The organism is Priestia sp. MDV22-iso46 (assembly GCF_058629175.1).
Window position 1 is genome coordinate 1 of the sequence record NZ_JBZVWT010000024.1, and the last position, 18,893, is coordinate 18,893.

Annotated in this window: 17 protein-coding genes, 1 rRNA gene and 2 riboswitches; of the genes, 15 read left to right on the top strand and 3 right to left on the bottom strand. The window is 38.5% G+C overall.

Going from position 1 to position 18,893, the window contains the following annotated elements; all coding sequences use genetic code 11:
* Window positions 1–292 precede the first annotated feature (292 nt).
* Genes tsaE through tsaD form a run of 4 tightly spaced genes read left to right on the top strand, consistent with a single transcriptional unit; the run spans window position 293 to window position 2,935 of the window.
* Window positions 293–763 carry a tRNA (adenosine(37)-N6)-threonylcarbamoyltransferase complex ATPase subunit type 1 TsaE gene (gene tsaE / locus AC4NPH_RS30640; protein WP_013055016.1) on the top strand — a complete coding sequence of 157 codons (471 nt, stop codon included), beginning with the start codon at window positions 293–295 and terminating at the stop codon, window positions 761–763.
* Complete coding sequence (gene tsaB / locus AC4NPH_RS30645) at window positions 760–1,458, top strand: tRNA (adenosine(37)-N6)-threonylcarbamoyltransferase complex dimerization subunit type 1 TsaB (protein ID WP_013055017.1); 699 nt, start codon at window positions 760–762, stop codon at window positions 1,456–1,458. Before tsaE ends, tsaB begins: the two co-directional genes overlap by 4 nt.
* Window positions 1,459–1,472: 14 nt before the next feature.
* Window positions 1,473–1,922: a ribosomal protein S18-alanine N-acetyltransferase gene (rimI, locus tag AC4NPH_RS30650; RefSeq protein WP_013055018.1), complete on the top strand. Its 450-nt coding sequence runs from the start codon at window positions 1,473–1,475 to the stop codon at window positions 1,920–1,922.
* Window positions 1,919–2,935 (top strand): tRNA (adenosine(37)-N6)-threonylcarbamoyltransferase complex transferase subunit TsaD, encoded by a 1,017-nt coding sequence (tsaD, locus tag AC4NPH_RS30655; RefSeq protein ID WP_028410378.1) that lies wholly within the window; start codon window positions 1,919–1,921, stop codon window positions 2,933–2,935. Before rimI ends, tsaD begins: the two co-directional genes overlap by 4 nt.
* A 254-nt stretch (window positions 2,936–3,189) precedes the next feature.
* Here the strand turns inward: tsaD and AC4NPH_RS30660 are convergent, their stop codons facing one another.
* Window positions 3,190–5,124 carry an ABC-F family ATP-binding cassette domain-containing protein gene (locus tag AC4NPH_RS30660; protein WP_013055020.1) on the bottom strand — a complete coding sequence of 645 codons (1,935 nt, stop codon included), beginning with the start codon at window positions 5,122–5,124 and terminating at the stop codon, window positions 3,190–3,192.
* A gap of 458 nt (window positions 5,125–5,582) precedes the next feature.
* Here AC4NPH_RS30660 and AC4NPH_RS30665 point away from each other — a divergent pair, with 458 nt between their 5' ends.
* Genes AC4NPH_RS30665 through tatC form a run of 3 tightly spaced genes read left to right on the top strand, consistent with a single transcriptional unit; the run spans window position 5,583 to window position 7,231 of the window.
* On the top strand, window positions 5,583–6,221 hold the full coding sequence (locus AC4NPH_RS30665; RefSeq protein ID WP_013055021.1) for a redox-sensing transcriptional repressor Rex: 639 nt from the start codon (window positions 5,583–5,585) through the stop codon (window positions 6,219–6,221).
* A gap of 53 nt (window positions 6,222–6,274) precedes the next feature.
* Complete coding sequence (tatA, locus tag AC4NPH_RS30670; RefSeq protein ID WP_013055022.1) at window positions 6,275–6,460, top strand: twin-arginine translocase TatA/TatE family subunit; 186 nt, start codon at window positions 6,275–6,277, stop codon at window positions 6,458–6,460.
* A 15-nt stretch (window positions 6,461–6,475) separates the two neighbouring features.
* Window positions 6,476–7,231: a twin-arginine translocase subunit TatC gene (gene tatC, locus AC4NPH_RS30675; protein ID WP_013055023.1), complete on the top strand. Its 756-nt coding sequence runs from the start codon at window positions 6,476–6,478 to the stop codon at window positions 7,229–7,231.
* A 26-nt stretch (window positions 7,232–7,257) separates the two neighbouring features.
* Here tatC and AC4NPH_RS30680 read toward each other — a convergent pair whose 3' ends face one another.
* Window positions 7,258–7,485 (bottom strand): YdiK family protein, encoded by a 228-nt coding sequence (locus AC4NPH_RS30680; protein ID WP_013055024.1) that lies wholly within the window; start codon window positions 7,483–7,485, stop codon window positions 7,258–7,260.
* A complete protein-coding gene (locus AC4NPH_RS30685) occupies window positions 7,482–8,210 on the bottom strand; it encodes a CPBP family intramembrane glutamic endopeptidase (protein ID WP_013055025.1) in 729 nt (242 codons plus the stop codon). The genes AC4NPH_RS30680 and AC4NPH_RS30685 overlap by 4 nt, the downstream gene beginning before the upstream one ends.
* A gap of 299 nt (window positions 8,211–8,509) precedes the next feature.
* Between AC4NPH_RS30685 and groES the strand changes: the two genes are divergently transcribed.
* The 8 genes from groES to AC4NPH_RS30725 all read left to right on the top strand — a co-directional run.
* Complete coding sequence (gene groES, locus AC4NPH_RS30690) at window positions 8,510–8,794, top strand: co-chaperone GroES (RefSeq protein WP_013055026.1); 285 nt, start codon at window positions 8,510–8,512, stop codon at window positions 8,792–8,794.
* 67 nt (window positions 8,795–8,861) lie between these two features.
* A complete protein-coding gene (groL, locus tag AC4NPH_RS30695; protein WP_013055027.1) occupies window positions 8,862–10,493 on the top strand; it encodes a chaperonin GroEL in 1,632 nt (543 codons plus the stop codon).
* 158 nt (window positions 10,494–10,651) lie between these two features.
* Window positions 10,652–11,602 carry an AAA family ATPase gene (locus tag AC4NPH_RS30700; protein WP_098197803.1) on the top strand — a complete coding sequence of 317 codons (951 nt, stop codon included), beginning with the start codon at window positions 10,652–10,654 and terminating at the stop codon, window positions 11,600–11,602.
* 11 nt (window positions 11,603–11,613) lie between these two features.
* Window positions 11,614–12,804, top strand: coding sequence for a DUF58 domain-containing protein (locus AC4NPH_RS30705; RefSeq protein ID WP_098197802.1), 1,191 nt, complete (start codon window positions 11,614–11,616; stop codon window positions 12,802–12,804).
* Window positions 12,801–14,993 (top strand): transglutaminase TgpA family protein, encoded by a 2,193-nt coding sequence (locus tag AC4NPH_RS30710; protein WP_308334729.1) that lies wholly within the window; start codon window positions 12,801–12,803, stop codon window positions 14,991–14,993. Before AC4NPH_RS30705 ends, AC4NPH_RS30710 begins: the two co-directional genes overlap by 4 nt.
* Before the next feature lie 39 nt (window positions 14,994–15,032).
* A riboswitch (purine riboswitch) is annotated at window positions 15,033–15,134 on the top strand.
* 123 nt (window positions 15,135–15,257) lie between these two features.
* The gene (guaA, locus tag AC4NPH_RS30715) at window positions 15,258–16,787 is read left to right on the top strand and encodes a glutamine-hydrolyzing GMP synthase (RefSeq protein WP_028410369.1); all 1,530 of its coding nucleotides are present in this window, start codon (window positions 15,258–15,260) and stop codon (window positions 16,785–16,787) included.
* Window positions 16,788–16,884: 97 nt separating this feature from the next.
* Window positions 16,885–16,986, top strand: a riboswitch (purine riboswitch).
* A 134-nt stretch (window positions 16,987–17,120) separates the two neighbouring features.
* Entirely contained in the window at window positions 17,121–18,446 is a 1,326-nt protein-coding gene (locus AC4NPH_RS30720; protein WP_013055032.1) for an NCS2 family permease, read from the top strand.
* 372 nt (window positions 18,447–18,818) lie between these two features.
* Window positions 18,819–18,893, top strand: a 16S ribosomal RNA gene (locus AC4NPH_RS30725); the annotation flags it as partial.

Genomic DNA, 18,893 nt, shown 5'->3' on the forward strand with positions numbered 1-18,893 from the left:
CCGTGGTGTAGCGGTTAACATGCCTGCCTGTCACGCAGGAGATCGCGGGTTCGATTCCCGTCGGGACCGCCATTTTTTAGAAACGAAACAATGTGTTTCGTCTTTTTTATTGTTTGAACCATTTTTATATAAAACTTTACCGTCCTTAGGAGCAATCCTAAGGAATTTTTTATATACAAAGAAATTTCTTTATAGAATTGCGATGTTAAAGATTGTTGGATTTCTTACTGGATATGTATAGTCCACAACGTTTACAATATATATATACAGATTGAAATGAGGTTCTGAATGAATGACAGAGATTAACGAATTTACGTTTATGTCTACGTCTCCTGATGAAACTAATCAGCTGGCTGCTCGTCTAGCAACTTTATTAGAAGCTGGTGACGTGCTGCTGCTCGAAGGCGATTTGGGGGCTGGAAAGACAACATTCACAAAAAGTTTAGCTAAAGGATTAGGAATTGAACGCAATGTGAATAGCCCGACATTTACTATCATTAAAGAATACAAAAGCGGTCGCCTTCCTCTTTATCATATGGATGTGTACCGTCTAGGGGATGAATTTGAAGACCTAGGGTTCGATGAGTATTTTGAAGGAGATGGCGTGACGGTCGTGGAGTGGGCTCATCTGATTGAAGAGCAGCTTCCTAATGAATATATTCAAATCAATATTTACCATGAAAACGAAACGACTCGTAAAATTCTTGTAAAAGCGATGGGGAGTCGGTACGTTGAAATATGTAAGGAGCTTTTTAAAAGATGAAAATGTTAGCCATTGATACATCCAATTTTGTCATGGGTGTTGCTGTCGTTGAAGAAAACAAAGTGATTGGAGAAATTATTACGAATCTAAAAAAGAATCACTCCGTTCGTGTGATGAACGCTGTGGAATCTCTGTTAAAAGATTGTGATATTGCGCCAAGCGAGCTAGACCGCATTGTAGTGGCGCACGGTCCTGGGTCTTATACAGGTGTACGCATTGGCGTTACCATTGCCAAGACACTTGCTTGGACTTTAAATATTCCTTTAATAGGTGTATCTAGCCTTGAGGCACTAGCAGCAAACGGTCGCTATTTTGATGGATATATTGCTCCGTTATTTGATGCGCGCCGTCAACAGCTTTATACAGGACTATATGAATGGAATAACGAACGAGGTCTTCTAGAAGTTGAAAGTGATCGACTTGTTATTAATAAGGACTGGGCGGAACATTTAAAGTTATACAACAAACCTATTTTATTCATAGGCAATGATCTTCCCATGCATGAAGAGGCGTTAAAAGAAGTGTTGGGTGAACAAGCTGTATTTGCCCATGTTCAGCAGTTTAATCCAAGACCAAGTGAATTGGCTTTCTTAGGAATGAAGAAAGAGCCGCAGTCTGTGCATACTTTTGTTCCGAACTACATTCGTTTAGCTGAAGCCGAAGCCAACTGGCTTGCTTCACAGCAAAAAGGATAAAAGAAGGTATAAACATGAAACTAACAATTAAGTTTCGTTTAATGGAAGTTAAAGATATTGATCAAGTAGTGAAAATCGAAGAGAAGTCTTTTACGACACCTTGGAGTTCAGAAGCGTTTCAAAATGAGTTAACCAATAATCAATTTTCAACTTACATTGTGATGGAAGAAGGAGAAAATATTATTGGGTATTGCGGAACGTGGATTGTTATTGACGAAGCACATGTAACCAACATTGCGCTATTGCCAGACTACCGAGGTAAGGGACTCGGTGAATTGCTGCTGCGCAACGTGATGGATGTTCTTCGAAAACTAGGTGCTACGTCAATGACATTAGAAGTTAGGGTATCTAATCATATTGCACAATCATTGTATCAAAAGCTAGGTTTTAAACCTGGAGGTATTCGTAAGAATTATTATTCTGATAACAATGAGGATGCATTAGTTATGTGGGTGAATTTATGAGTGAAAATCAATTAATTTTAGCATTAGAAACAAGCTGTGATGAGACAGCAGCAGCCGTGATTCGAAACGGTCATGAAATTGTAGCCAATGTGGTGGCATCACAAATAGAAAGCCATAAACGATTTGGCGGTGTCGTACCGGAGATTGCATCTCGTCATCATGTGGAACAAATTACGGTAGTAGTTGAAGAAACTTTAAATCAAGCGAACTTGACGTTTGCAGATATTGATGCAATAGCTGTAACGGAAGGACCTGGGCTTGTGGGAGCACTTCTTATTGGCGTAAATGCAGCCAAAGCGCTAGCATTTGCACATCAGAAGCCATTAATTGGTGTTCATCATATTGCAGGACATATTTATGCAAATCAGTTAATCAAAAAATTAGAATTCCCGCTTTTATCACTAGTTGTATCTGGAGGGCATACGGAGCTTGTATACATGGAAAGTCACGGTCAGTTTAAAGTGATTGGTGAAACGAGAGATGATGCAGCAGGAGAAGCCTACGATAAAGTAGCCCGCACGTTAAACCTTCCATATCCAGGCGGACCGCATATTGACCGCCTTGCACATGAAGGAGAGCCATTAATTGATTTGCCGCGTGCTTGGCTAGAAGAAGGATCCTATGATTTTAGTTTCAGTGGGTTAAAATCCGCAGTTATTAACACTGTCCACAACGCGAAGCAAAAAGGTGAAGAAATTCTTCCCCAAACGCTTGCTGCTAGCTTTCAAGCGAGTGTTATTGATGTGTTAGTAACTAAAACCGTTAAAGCTGCAAAGGAATATAACGTTAAGCAAGTGTTAGTAGCAGGAGGGGTTGCTGCTAATAAAGGACTTAGAGCAGCGCTAGAAGAGGCATTTGCACCATTATCAAACATTGAGCTTATTATCCCGCCGCTGTCTCTATGCACGGATAATGCCGCAATGATTGGAGCAGCAGCAAGTGTACGATTTGCTCAAGGAAAACGTTCAGATATGTCATTAAACGCAAACCCCGGTTTGGACTTGGAAGAGTAAGAGACGAATGAGATTCATTTCTCATTCGTCTTTTTTGTGGATAAAAATGATTTATCAACAATATTCAATAAATTTAGAATTAACTGTGGATAATTATGTGGAAAAGTCCGTGCACTCAGTACACGGACCTGTTATCAACAAGTTTTAATTATAAAAATCAGACAGATATCCACTATTTATTCACAGAGTGGATAAAGCTTGTTCTAAAGCGCATGAACAAGTAAATAGGATCAATAAATACGAAAAAATATAGGCTATTCTTCTAGAAGAAGCTGTAATTCTTCCCACTCTTCCATTAATGTGGATAACTGTGAAGAAATTTTTTCATTTTCACCGTTTAATCTTGATACTTCTTCGTGGTTTTGATAAATTTCGGGATCACAAAGAAGTTCTTCATTCTCCGCTTGTGCGGCTTCTAATTTGTTTACTTCAGTTTCAATTTCTTCAATGCGGCGCGTTCGCTGCCTCATCAATTTCTTTTGTTCTTTATCTTGTTTATAGGACTGTTTATCTACTTTTACAGTACGCTCTTCGTTTGCTTTTATATTTTCTAATTCTTTGATTTCCTCTATTTCTGCTTTCTTTTCTACATAATAGTCATAATCTCCAAGAAATTCTTCTACTCCTTCAGGAGATAGCTCTGCTATTTTGTTTGCAATACGGTTAATAAAATAACGGTCATGTGAAACAAATAACAGAGTTCCTGGGTAATCGATTAACGCATTCTCGAGTACTTGTTTGCTATCTAAATCAAGATGGTTAGTAGGTTCATCTAAAATTAAGAAATTAGCTTTTTGAAGCATAAGCTTCGCAAGAGCCAAACGTGCTTTTTCACCACCGCTAAGCGTGGAAACGATTTTCAGTACATCATCACCTGAAAACAGAAAATTTCCAAGCGCTGTACGAATTTCTTTTTCAGGTTTGGATGGGTAGTCATCCCAAAGCTCATTTAAAACGGTCTTATTAGACGTTAAATTAGCTTGCTCTTGGTCGTAATAACCAACCATTACGTTTGAGCCAAAAGAAATGGTTCCAGTCTTGAAGCTTAGTTTATCCACAATACCTTTTAATAACGTAGATTTCCCAACTCCATTAGGGCCAACCAACGCAAGGCTTTCACCTTTTTTAATCCGAAGGTTTGCCTGCTGAACAATATATTTGTGTTCATCATATCCAATAGACACGTTTTCGAGATTTAAGACTTCATTTCCGCTTTGACGCTCAATTTCAAACGAAAAACTAGCTGATTTTTCGCCTTCGTTAGGTCGATTTATTAACTCCATTCGATCGAGCTGTTTACGTCTGCTTTGCGCACGTTTTGTAGTCGATGCGCGGGCGATGTTTCGCTGAATAAAATCATTCAGTTTTGCGACTTCATCTTGCTGCTTTTCGTACTGACGCAACTCTTTTTCATATCGCTCTGCTTTTTGTACAAGGTATTTAGAGTAGTTGCCCGTGTACTTCACCGTTGTTTTTTGTGTGACTTCATACACTTGATTTACGACTTTATCAAGGAAGTAACGATCGTGTGAAACAATTAAAATAGCTCCTTCATACCCTTGCAGAAACTGTTCCAGCCATGCTAAAGTTTCAATATCTAAGTGGTTGGTAGGCTCATCGAGAATAAGCAAGTCCGGCTTTGTTAAAAGCAGTTTTGCAAGCGCCAAGCGTGTTTTTTGTCCACCGCTCAAGGAGGAAATAGGGGTGCTATAGTCAAAGTTTGAAAAACGGAAACCGTGAAGAATAGATCGTGTATCCGCTTCATATTGATAGCCGCCTAAATCTTTGAACGTTACTTGAAGCTGATCGTACTCTTTGGTTAGTTTTTCGTATTGAACTGAATCATTAAAAATGTCTGGATCGCCCATCTTCGTTTCAAGCGTACGTAATTCTTTTTCCATCTTCTTTAACGGAGCAAAGACAGTCATCATTTCTTCCCATATGGAGAGTGTTGACTCAAGAACTGTATCTTGTCCCATATAATCAATGGAAACACCTTTAGGTTTAATAATTTCTCCGCTGTCATAAGAAAGCTGCTCAGCAATAATTTTTAATAAAGTTGATTTACCAGCACCGTTTCGTCCCACTAGGGCAATGCGGTCTTTTGATTGTACTTCTAACTTTATATTCGATAAAATGGGTTCTGCCCCATAGTATTTTGTAATACCGTTCAATTGTAGAATAATCATTTTTTCACCTCTAGTAGTATATCCATAGTGTATTTTAACATATTTTCAACTACAAGTTCTTCCTACAAGCGTTTGTAATTTGTACAGGGACAAGGACAAATGGTGAAGCGAATGTTTTGATTCATGAAATAAAATGATTTTACGTGCACATTTTATACAGGATACTATGTTAAAATAAGAGATAAGTGCATCTCTGAACTTATATATGATGGATGTAGAAAATCCGTCATGACTAACAAACGAATCCTTTGAAGGGCTAATTGCTTCGTTCTAGCTAACGACTTTAAGTAGTGCTGGATAGACAAAAGCCGTCGGGGTGTGAAGCGGAGTATATATAAAACAAGAGAAAAGAGAGAGAATTGGAAGCGCTACCTCAAAGCGGTTGATGCTTTGTGAAAGGTAATGCAATATGACTTGAAAATGTTAGTAATGACATACATGAACTGAGGGGGTACAACGTGAACACTGAACAATTAAAAATACCACAAGCAACGGCTAAACGATTGCCGCTTTATTATCGTTTTTTAAAAAACTTGCATGCTTCTGGTAAACAGCGTGTTTCGTCAGCAGAGTTAAGTGAGGCAGTGAAAGTTGATTCTGCTACTATTCGTCGGGACTTTTCTTACTTTGGAGCATTAGGGAAAAAGGGATACGGCTACAATGTGAATTATTTACTTACATTTTTCCGTAAAACGTTAGACCAAGATGAAGTAACGAAAGTAGCACTGATTGGCGTGGGGAATCTGGGAACGGCCTTTTTAAATTATAATTTTATTAAAAATAATAACACCAAAATTGAGTGCGCTTTTGATGTGATAGAAGATAAAGTCGGTACAAAAGTAGGTGACGTGCCGGTTTATCACCTTGACCAATTGGAAGATTATATGAGTGATGATATCTCAGTGGCGATTTTAACCGTTCCTGCCACTGTTGCTCAGCAAATTACCGATCGTTTAGTGAACTGCGGAATTAAAGGGATTCTAAACTTCACTCCTGCACGCTTAAACGTACCGGATGAGATTCGACTACATCATATTGATCTTGCTGTAGAATTACAGTCGCTTGTCTATTTTTTGAAAAATTATCCTGTTGAATAAGGTGGACTGTGTTACGATTTCCTTAAGTCTAAATTAATAAGGAGAGTGGGAATATGGGGATTGGAGCAGGCAGTTGGATTATTATTGCGATTGTAGCACTGCTTATTTTTGGACCGAAACGGTTACCGGAGCTAGGAAGGTCAGTCGGGCAAACGCTTAGAGAGTTTAAGCATGCCGCTAGCGGTGCATCAGAAGATCGTGAAAAAGATAAACAGCGTCAAGTAGATGACAAAGAGTAAAAGGGTGATCATAGTATGACTGAACAAGAAATGTCAATATATGATCATATAGGAGAGCTGCGAAAACGCATTTTAATTGTTTTATTTTTCTTTGTCATTGCCACAATTGGCGGCTTTTTTATAGCGGATAAGGTTATTGTCTATTTACAGCATGCTGATGAGGCAAAAAATTTAACGATGAATGCATTTAGGCTAACAGATCCAGTTAAGATTTATATGCAGTTTGCTGTTATTATCGGCTGTGTACTTGCAGCTCCTGTTGCACTGTATCAACTTTGGGCATTTATTAGTCCTGGTTTATATGAAAAAGAGCGTAAGGTAACGCTTGGATATATTCCTGTTTCCATTTTTCTCTTTATCGGCGGTGTCTCTTTTTCTTATTTTGTGTTGTTTCCATTTGTCGTCGATTTTATGACGCGCGTTTCTGATGAGCTGAATGTAAACCAAGTGATTGGCATTAATGAATACTTTTCTTTTTTAATGCAGCTCACACTGCCTTTTGGCCTGTTGTTTCAGCTTCCTGTCGTCGTCATGTTTTTGACGCGATTAGGAATTATAACGCCTATGTTTTTATCTCAAATTCGAAAGTATGCCTATTTCGTACTGCTAGTTATTGCCGCACTTATTACACCACCGGAATTGCTCTCGCACATGATGGTGACAGTGCCGCTCTTAATTTTGTATGAAATCAGCATCATTATTTCCCGCATTTCGTATCGCAAAGTGTTAAAGGCAAGGGCAGAGCAAGAAAGAGAAGATGTTAGTATGTAAAAAAACCACTGAAACAGTGGTTTTTTTTATTTAGATGAATCATCTTGATTTTTATATTGCTGCTGCAACTTTTTAATTTTATAGTGCAAGATAAAAATGCGAACCGCAAATCTGAAATCGAATGCGGCTACGAGTGCAAATAAGATCGTAGGGAAGTTCCACACGGTTTCCTGAGCATTTTGAATGGCCAGGTAGGTGAATAAAATCCCCATAATAATATAAATAAACCCTCGTGTTAAAGGGATATTCTTCATAAAAACATGCCTCCAAAAATAAACTGCATTTGTTCTGCTTGCTTTTGCATTTCTATAATTTTATCTGCAAAAATAGTTTGAGATAAAATAACGATTGTATTCATCAACACGTGAGCAATAATGGGTACAATAATTAGTTTTGTTCTTGCATAAAGGAATGCAAATACAAATCCCATGGCTGTATACACGAGCAAATGTTTAAAATCCCAGTGTACGGCAGCGAAAATAAGGGAACTAATAAATGCAGAGATAAAAAAATTATATCGTTTGTGAAGAGAGCCGAAAATAATCTTTCGAAAAATAATCTCTTCTAGAATTGGTCCAATAACAGACGTAACGACAATGAGGAACGGCGTTGCTTTAACAAGATTAACAATATTTTGTGTGTTTTCAGATACTTGGGTAATGCCAAGAGCGTGCTCAATCATACCTGCTACAGCTTGACCAGCCATAGCCAAGAACACCCCAAGGACTGACCAGACAACAGTTACCGTTGTTCCCGCATGTTCTATACGCATGGACATGTCACGGCGCAGCAGCAGTAAGACAATAAGTAAACCAAGGATAAAGCTAATGATGGTCCAATAAGTCAAAAGCATGACATTCGCTGTTCGAACTGGATATTGATCAAACATTCCTGTTAATTTTAACAGCGGTATACCAACAACTCCTGAAAACTGCATAAGGATGTAGGTGAGGATAACATACCAATAACGTTTTTCCAATCTTCTATACTCCTTTAAAAGGTTTTTATGTATATATGTCGAAGAAGTACTGTGAAGTTAGTAATTTCTTCTTGCTCGTATTGTAACATACATATTATTGAACAGAGAAAAGAATGCTTTATTTCTCAAAATCGTCGAAATCTAAGACTATTATATGTAGTTGTCGTAAATTTTAAATTTTTTTTGTTTAATACTTGCAAAAAAAACCCACTTTGTTTTAATATAATAATTGTGTTAGCACTCGTTGAGGTTGAGTGCTAATAAAAATGCAAACATATTATTTGAGGAGGTTGTTTCACTTGTTAAAGCCATTAGGTGATCGCGTAGTGATTGAACTTGTAAAATCTGAGGAAAAAACAGCAAGCGGTATCGTGTTACCGGACAGTGCAAAAGAAAAACCACAAGAGGGTAAAATTGTGGCTGTTGGTACAGGCCGAGTATTAGAAAGCGGTGAGCGTGTAGCTTTAGAAGTAGCTGCAGGCGATCGTATCATCTTCTCAAAATATGCAGGTACTGAAGTGAAATATGAAGGTACTGAATACTTAATTTTACGCGAAAGCGATATTTTAGCTGTAATCGGCTAATTTTAACCACAAACTTATCATACGTAAAAAATAGATTATTAAGAATATCTTGAGGAGGTCAAAGAACATGGCAAAAGACATTAAATTTAGCGAAGAAGCACGTCGCGCAATGCTACGTGGTGTAGATACATTAGCAAATGCGGTAAAAGTAACGCTTGGACCAAAAGGTCGTAACGTTGTATTAGAAAAGAAATTCGGTTCACCGCTTATTACAAATGACGGTGTAACAATTGCAAAAGAAATTGAATTAGAAGACGCATTTGAAAATATGGGTGCTAAATTAGTAGCTGAAGTTGCTAGCAAAACAAACGACGTTGCTGGTGACGGTACAACTACTGCAACAGTTTTAGCGCAAGCAATGATCAGAGAAGGCCTTAAAAACGTAACGGCTGGTGCTAACCCAATGGGTATCCGTAAAGGTATGGAAAAAGCTGTAGCTGTAGCGGTTGAAGAACTAAAAGCAATCTCTAAACCAATTCAAGGTAAAGATTCAATTGCTCAAGTAGCGGCTATCTCAGCGGCTGACGAAGAAGTAGGTCAACTAATCGCTGAAGCAATGGAGCGCGTTGGTAACGACGGCGTTATCACACTTGAAGAGTCAAAAGGTTTCACAACTGAATTAGAAGTGGTAGAAGGTATGCAGTTTGACCGTGGATATGCATCTCCTTACATGGTAACTGATTCAGATAAAATGGAAGCTGTATTAGATGACCCGTACATCTTAATTACAGACAAAAAAATCGGTAACATTCAAGAAATCTTACCGGTATTAGAGCAAGTTGTTCAACAAGGCAAGCCTCTATTAATCATCGCTGAAGACGTAGAAGGCGAAGCTTTAGCAACATTAGTTGTGAACAAACTTCGCGGTACATTTACAGCTGTAGCTGTTAAAGCTCCTGGTTTCGGTGATCGTCGTAAAGCAATGCTACAAGACGTTGCGATCTTAACAGGCGGAGAAGTAATCACTGAAGAGCTTGGTCTTGACCTGAAAACAGCAAGCATCGACCAATTAGGTCGCGCTTCTAAAATTGTTGTAACAAAAGAAAATACAACAGTTGTAAACGGTGCAGGAAACGCAGAAGATATCCTAGCACGCGTAAACCAAATCAAAGCTCAGCTTGAAGAAACAACTTCAGAGTTTGACCGCGAAAAATTACAAGAGCGCTTAGCAAAACTTGCTGGTGGCGTAGCTGTAATTAAAGTTGGTGCGGCAACTGAAACTGAGTTAAAAGAACGTAAATTACGTATTGAAGATGCATTAAACTCTACGCGCGCTGCGGTTGAAGAAGGTATCGTAGCTGGTGGTGGTACTGCATTAGTAAATATCTATAATAAAGTAGCAAGCATCGAAGCTGACGGTGACACTGCTACAGGTATCAACATCGTATTACGTGCGATTGAAGAGCCTGTACGTCAAATCGCTCACAACGCTGGTTTAGAAGGATCCGTAATCGTTGAGCGTCTAAAAGGCGAAGCAGTTGGAACTGGATTTAACGCTGCAACTGGCGAGTGGGTAAATATGCTAGACACTGGTATCGTTGACCCAACAAAAGTAACGCGTTCAGCTCTTCAAAATGCTTCTTCTGTAGCGGCTATGTTCTTAACAACTGAAGCAGTTGTTGCTGACAAGCCAGAAGAAAACGCAGCTCCTGCAATGCCTGACATGGGCGGCATGGGTGGAATGGGCGGCATGATGTAATCACTGCCCTCTCTGAAAAAGCGATCAAGTACTCACTTGGTCGCTTTTTTGCGTGCATTAATATTTTCAGATTTTTTTAAAATTTGTTAAGATAGTACTATGTTTATTGAAAAACATACTAAACTCAAGGCTTAACTGAGTTTTAAGGGGGAGCTTCGTTGATTCAGCTCGATCATATTAATAGTAAATTAAATCAAGTATTAGAAAACATCGATCAAATTGTAATTGGAAAGCGTCATGTATCTACGTTGAGTTTAGTTGCTTTGCTTGCAAAGGGGCATATTTTGCTTGAAGATGTGCCGGGTGTGGGGAAAACGATGCTCGTGAAGGCACTGGCCAAATCGATTGATGCCGAGTTTAAACGAATTCAATTCACGCCTGATTTGCTGCCGTCCGATGTAACAGGTGTTTCTATCTACAGTCCGAAAGACATGGAATTTCATTTTCGTCCAGGTCCTATCATGAGCCACATTGTACTCGCTGATGAGATTAACAGGACTTCTCCTAAAACCCAATCGGCGCTTTTAGAAGCAATGGCTGAGCATCATGTAACAACCGATGGTATCACCCGGGAAATTCCAGCACCTTTTTTTGTGATGGCTACTCAAAATCCTGTTAATTTTGATGGGACCTATCATTTGCCGGAAGCGCAGCTGGATCGTTTTTTATTCAAATTAAGCATGGGGTATCCTACGCAAGAAGAGGAGCTTCAAATTTTAAATGGCGTATCCACCCAGATCAATCTTGAAGATGTCAAACCCGTCATGAGCATTCCAGAATTAGTACAGGCTCAAAAAGCTGTAAGCAGTATTTATGTAGACGATGCGATCAAGCACTATATCATTGAAATCATTCGTAAAACGCGCTCTCATCCACATGTTTCGTTAGGTATTAGTCCTCGTGGAACGGTTTCATTTATGAAGGCCGTTCAAGCATATGCTTTAGTGAAGGGAAGAGATTACTGTCTTCCTGATGATGTTCAAGAGCTTGCTTCGTATGTGTGTGCACATCGATTAACGCTAAGACCTGATACCCAGTACAGCGGCTTAACAGCGAGTGATGTGATGAAGCAAATTATGGCTGATACGAAAGTACCTGTTAAAAGGTAAGAGGGTACTTTATGAAACAGTATATAAAAGTGATATGGAATAAATGTAGAGACTGGTTCGTTTTATTTTGCATCTTTGCTGCTACGTTTTCTTACGCCATGTTTCAAGGGGGATTTGTCAGCTGGTTTTTATTTTATAGCTTCTTACCTTTTGGGTTATATGCGGTAGCCGTTTTGCTTTATCCGTTAAAGAAATGGAATGTTACTCGTGATGTGAAGCTACAGCCTCGATTCGCTGGAGATCATCTTTCGTATGACATTCACATTACACGCTCCTCGGCTTTTCCTGTTTATATGGCAGCAGTGAAAGAGGAGATTAACTTTTTAGATCAAGAAGAAAGAACAATTTATCCGCTTTTTCAACGAAACGCCGTTATTCCGTATAAAAGATCGTTTGTAGAAAGAGGAGAATATGAATTTTTTACGATTTCGATTGAACTGAGTGATTTATTAGGAATTGTAAAAAAGAAGGCATATTATCCGCTGCAGCAGCGATTTATCGTTTATCCTCAGATTCATGAGATAGATATTCCGTTTCTTTTAGCAGGAATAGAAGAAGGGAAAAATGAAGTTTCGACGGGGAATCAATCTACTACGTTAGTGACAGGCATTAGAGAATATCAGCCGGGTGACCGATTAGGGTCTATTGATTGGAAGGCCACGGCTCGTAAAGCTACGCTGATTTCTAAAGAGTTCGGTCATTATCATGAACGGAGTATGATTATCATTGCAGATGTTATAAGCTCTCTATACTTTGAAGAACGAATGAGCTTTCTGGCATCCATGCTCATTCACGAAGAAACCAAGCGTAAAAAAGTCGATTTTCTTTTAGCTGGAGATGCAATTTTTTCACCAAAAACCTCTGAACAAAGTGAGTCTGATAACCTGTTGTATCACTTAGCACGTGCCCAGCCTGTTAACAATCGAGCATTCGAAACAGAATTTAAGATTATTGCCATTCAAAAACAGCATTCTTTTATGGTCATTGTCAGCCAAGTTACAGGGACTCTTATTGGGCAGGTTCAATCTAAGCTGAGTCTCCATGCTAAGGCATCAATAATTGTCGTTAAAGATGAAGGAGCAGGGCTTAGTGACGAAGAGACGGTTATTGTAAATGGAATACAATCTTCTGCTTTAACGATTGAAGTCGTTAATATTCCTCTTCCTCTATCATCTAAAGGAAGTGAGGGCGGAAATAAGTGAATAAATCAGCTTTGTATGTAAAAAACATCTTATTGTACGCGGGAGCATTCTTTTTATTAGTGGAATGGCTTCTTCCTTTAAATGAAGTGACGGATACCAATCAAATTCAGTACTTTATCTTGTTTGTTGCTTACTGTTTTTTGTGTTTAACGTTTCGCTTGCCGTTTATCGTGATGACGTTAGGGAGTATATTGTTTATTTTGTTTTCGCTTCACAATCTTTATTTTCAAGGAGCCTTCTTTTCTTCAGACTGGCTTCCGAGACTGTTGGGAATTCTTCAGTCAGATGCACAAAGTATCATGGAGTGGAATATAGCGAATTTATCATTTGAAATGAGGAGCACTTTATTTTTTGTGCTGCTTTGGATTATGGCTTATTTAATTCGATATTGGATCTTTTATCAAAAAAGAATTTTCTTCTTTTTCTTCTTAACCATTTTGTATATTACCGTGTTGGATACCTTTTCTACTTACGATGCGGGAGCTGCTATTATTCGTGTGACGATTATCGGATTTTTATTAGTAGCCATGCTTCGCATAAATCCTGAACGTATAAAAGCTGCGAGCACTGAGCGTTTAGAAAATAGAAGACGATCGTTTCTTTTTCTGGGCAGCTTTTTAGCTTTCGTCATTGTGCTGGCTTATCTCGCCCCTAAACCAGGGCCGCAGTGGCCAGATCCCGTACCTTTTATCACAGCGCATACAACAAATCAAGGACAGGGAGAATCTCCAAACGGCCAACGAATTGGCTATGATATGGACGATTCTAAATTGGGGGGATCGTTTGTCAATGATGATACGGTTGTGTTTACAGCCAAAGTAGAGGATGAGCACTATTGGCGTATTGAAACGAAGGATGTTTATACAGGTAAGGGGTGGGAGCTGTCTAAAGAGGAAGAAAAAGTGCCCTTTAAAGGAAATGAAAACTTACTCCCTCAATATGACTCAAGTGTAGCAGGACAAGTAAGAAAAGCAGAAGTTACCTATTCGCAGCCTTCTGTTCATCTTATGCATGTTCCTCAACTGCTGTCGCTAACTTTAAAAAATGGCATTCAAACCGATGTTACACCGACAAATGAAAAATTATATCCTTATCAAAATGACAAGCTTGTTACTGTTCAGTCGTATGAGCTGACGTATAAATATCCTGTATTTGATATTGGACTTCTTCAGCAAGCAGAGGAAAAAAAGGCAGAGAGTCTAGAGAATAATAACGAATTTATAGCAAGGTATACACAACTTCCTGCTAACTTGCCGAAACGAGTAAAGGATTTAGCTCGTGAGGTAACAAAAAATAAGAAAAATCGTTATGAAAAAGCGAAAGCCATTGAAGAATACTTCCGATCAAATCCATATGTATATGATACTGAAAATGTTCCAATTCCTACGAAAAATAAAGATTATGTGGATCAATTTTTATTTGATACAAAAAGAGGGTACTGTGATAACTTCTCTACTTCTATGGCCGTGCTGCTTCGTTCATTAGATGTTCCTGCTCGGTGGGTAAAGGGCTATACAGAAGGTGATGCCACCGTCATTTCAGGAAGTAGTAAGTGGACAACCTATGAAATTACACAAAATAATGCTCATTCTTGGGTCGAAGTCTATTTTCCAGGAGCGGGTTGGGTACCTTTTGAACCAACAAAAAGTTTTTCTAATCCTTATGATTTTGTAGATAGCCAATCTAACAACTCTAGTGAAAATAGTCAGAGGGAAGAAGAGAAACAAGAAACGCAAGTGAAGGAGCAGCCTAAGGAAAAAGAGCTTCCGGCACAAGAAGAAAAAGCGAAAGAAAAAACAGCTTCTCTTCAAAATGCTAAGTTGTCTATGAAGTGGAAAGTGCTTTTTTACGGACTGATTGTAGTTATGTTAATAGTAATATATCTCAATCGATTTAAATGGTTTTTACCTTTTTATATCTCTTTTTATAAAAAGAAAGAGAGAGTGGAAACCTTTGAATCAGCGTATGCTTTTTTACTTAAAAGACTCGCTGCAAATGGACTAAAGCGGCAAGAAAGTCAAACGCTGCGCGACTTTGCAGGAGAAGTAGACGAAAAATTAAATACGGTAAATATGCTAAAATTAACGGAAAAATATGAGCGGGTTTTGTATCGAAATGCAGATTCCATAAAAGAATGGAAAGAGTCGATTGAATTGTGGGAAAATTTAATCAAAAAAACGAGTTCTTGACCATTGTTTCGCGGATTGATAGAATATTCTCGAACTTACTATAAATGTTTCGTATACCTTCATATATCCTCGATAATATGGTTCGAGAGTCTCTACCGGGTCACCTTAAACGATCTGACTATGAAGGCAGAACAGTCTATTTGACGATAAACGTCGTGCTCAACTAGACTTCTGCCTTTGTTTTTTGAGGGAGAAGTCTAGTTTTTTTTATATTTTAGGGCATAATAACAAGTGATTATTTACACATTCGGAGAGGTGAACAAGATGGAAGGCATGATTGTTGTATTAGATTTTGGTAGTCAATATAACCAACTGATTACGCGTCGCATTCGCGAGTTCGGAGTATATAGTGAATTGCATCCGCACACAATTACAGCAGAAGAGATTAAAGCATTAAATCCAAAGGGAATTATTTTCTCTGGAGGCCCAAACAGTGTGTATGGTGAAAACGCATTTCACTGCGATGAAAACATTTTTGAATTAGGTATTCCTGTTTTAGGTATTTGTTATGGAATGCAATTAATGACTCATCATTTTGGCGGGAAGGTAGAAGGTGCTAGCCATCGTGAATATGGTAAAGCAGCGATTAACGTACAAAACGATTCATTAATGTACCATGAGTTGCCAAAAGAACAAGTTGTTTGGATGAGTCACGGTGATTTAGTTGTAGAAACACCAGCTGGTTTTGAAGTGGACGCAACTAGCCCATCTTGTCCAATTGCCGCAATGAGTAACAAAGAAAAGAATATGTACGGAGTGCAGTTCCATCCAGAAGTTCGCCATTCAGTGCACGGTAACCATATCTTAAAGAACTTCGTGTTTGAAGTATGTCATGCTGAAGCAAACTGGTCAATCGAGAACTTCATTGAAGTTGAAATGGATAAAATCCGTGAAACAGTTGGAGATAGAAAAGTACTTTGCGCACTTAGCGGTGGAGTAGACTCTTCAGTAGTAGCTGTATTAATTCACAAAGCAATTGGTGATCAGTTAACATGTATGTTCGTAGATCACGGTTTATTACGTAAAGGTGAAGCGGAAAGCGTAATGGAAACATTCAGCGAAGGCTTTAATATGAACGTAATTAAAATCGATGCAAAAGATCGCTTCTTAGAAAAATTAAACGGCGTATCAGATCCTGAACAAAAGCGTAAAATCATCGGTAATGAATTTATCTATGTATTCGATGACGAAGCTGCTAAATTAAAAGGGTTTGATTTCCTAGCTCAAGGTACGCTATACACAGATATTATCGAGAGTGGGACAGCTACAGCTCAAACGATCAAATCTCACCACAACGTAGGTGGATTACCGGAAGATATGCAGTTCAAACTAATCGAACCGTTAAACACGCTATTCAAAGATGAAGTCCGTGCATTAGGTTCTGAATTAGGTATCCCTGATAACATCGTTTGGCGTCAACCTTTCCCAGGACCAGGTCTAGGTATTCGTGTACTTGGTGCAATTACGGAAGAGAAGTTAGAAATTGTACGTGAGTCGGATGCTATTTTACGTGAAGAGATTGCAAAAGCTGACTTAGAGCGCGATATCTGGCAATACTTTACGGTTCTTCCTGACATCCGCAGTGTAGGTGTAATGGGAGATGCTCGTACGTATGATTACACAATCGGTATTCGTGCTGTTACATCGATTGATGGTATGACTTCTGACTGGGCGCGTATTCCTTGGGATGTGCTTGAAGTTATCTCAACGCGTATTGTAAACGAAGTTAAGCATATTAACCGCGTAGTGTACGATATTACAAGTAAGCCCCCTGCAACAATTGAATGGGAATAATATGTAAGAAAACCGAACAAACGAACATTCTTTTATAAGAATGTTCGTTTTTTGTTGACTTTTTTAAAAAGTTAATGGTAGGATAGTAACATAAAATAGCGAGATATAGCTTTAATGTCGTATAATCTTGGGGATAAGGCCCAAAAGTTTCTACCGAGCTACCGTAAATGGCTTGACTACGAGAAAGTAATACATGTATGTATAAAAATCTTTTGTTTTTTTGGCTCATACATTTCTCTTTTAGTCGATTTTATGCCTTTACGCGCCATAGTGTAGAGGCATTTTTTATGGCTTGCCTAAGTGCATGCGGCTTCTATAAAGGGAGGAAAAAACGTGAAGAAGTATTTTCGTTTTGAAGAGCTGGGTACTAGCTATCGAAAAGAGTTTATAGCTGGCCTTACAACTTTTCTATCTATGGCTTACATTTTATTTGTTAATCCATCTGTGCTATCACTAAGTGATGTAAAGGATCTACCTGACAGTATGAGAATGGACCAAGGGGCTGTATTTACAGCTACTGCTTTAGCTGCAGCTTTGGGATCAATTGTTATGGGAGTGCTTGGTAGATATCCAATTTCATTAGCTCCAGGTATGGGATTAAACGCATTTTTTGCTTATACAGTTGTTCTGACAATGGGAATTCCATGGCAGACGGCTTTAACAGGTGTTATGATATCAGGTGTTATTTTTATTCTTTTAACATTAACAAGCCTGCGAGAAAAAATTATTAATTCTATTCCTATTGAATTAAAAATGGCTGTTGGAGCAGGTATTGGTTTATTTATTAGTTTTATTGGTATGAAAGGTGCCGGAATCATCGTCAAAGATGATGCCACATTTGTTGGACTGGGTGATTTAACTAACCCAACAACGTTACTTGCGGTTTTTGGGATTGTAATTACTATTGTATTAATGGTGCTTCGAGTAAATGCAGCTGTATTTATCGGTATGATTGTAACGGCTGTAGCAGGTATGGCTTTTGGTTTAATTGATACACCTAAAGCAGTTGTTTCATCAGTTCCTAGTCTTGATCCGACGTTTGGGGCAGCTTTTCAAAATATCGGTGATATCTTTACTGTAAAGATGCTAGTCGTCATTTTAACTTTCTTATTTGTTGATTTCTTCGATACAGCAGGTACGATGGTTGCTGTAGCGAGTCAAGCTGGGCTTATGAAAGATAATAAACTTCCGCGAGCGGGCAGAGCGTTATTGGCAGATTCTAGTGCGATTGTAGTTGGTGCTGTTCTTGGTACCTCGTCAACAACAGCTTATGTAGAGTCTACGGCTGGAGTAGCAGCGGGCGGACGTTCAGGATTTACTGCAATCGTAACGGCGGCGTTTTTCTTAGTTGCACTGTTCTTTTCTCCATTGTTAGCGGTCGTAACACCAGCTGTTACTGCGCCAGCTTTAATTACGGTAGGAGCTCTGATGGTGTCAAATTTAGGAGAGATTAATTGGAAAGAGTTCGAAGTAGCAGTTCCCGCATTTTTCACGGTAATTATGATGCCATTAACATACAGTATTGCAACAGGTATTGCGGTTGGTTTTATCTTTTATCCTATTACAATGTTATGTAGCAAGCGTGGAAAAGAAGTTCATCCAATTATGTATGCTCTCTGTATCATCTTCATACTCTATTTTGCATTCTTAGCAGAATAGTTTAAATAAAAAAGCTCAGTTTAATGACTGGGCTTTTTTTTTATGGTAAGATAAGAAAACTGCATAGCGGCTAGATTGCTATTGTAATAGAGAGTATTCAATCGTTTTACTGAAGGTTTACTTCATTAACTTTTTTATTTATAAAGTTTTTTAGAAAAACGATTGACTCTATATGTTATATATGGTAAATTATTAAATGTCGCTGATGAACAGCGCAGTTGAGAGAAACATCTTAAAAAAGATGTTGACATCAAAATGATAGAATGTTATACTAATAAAGTTGCTTCAGAGCAACGGTTGAACTTTGAAAACTGAACAAAGCGACAAACGTCAACGTTAATTTTTTTATTTTATATGAGCAAGTCAAACGTTTCTTCGGAGAGTTTGATCCTGGCTCAGGATGAACGCTGGCGGCGTGCCTAATACATGCAAGTCGAGCGAACTGAT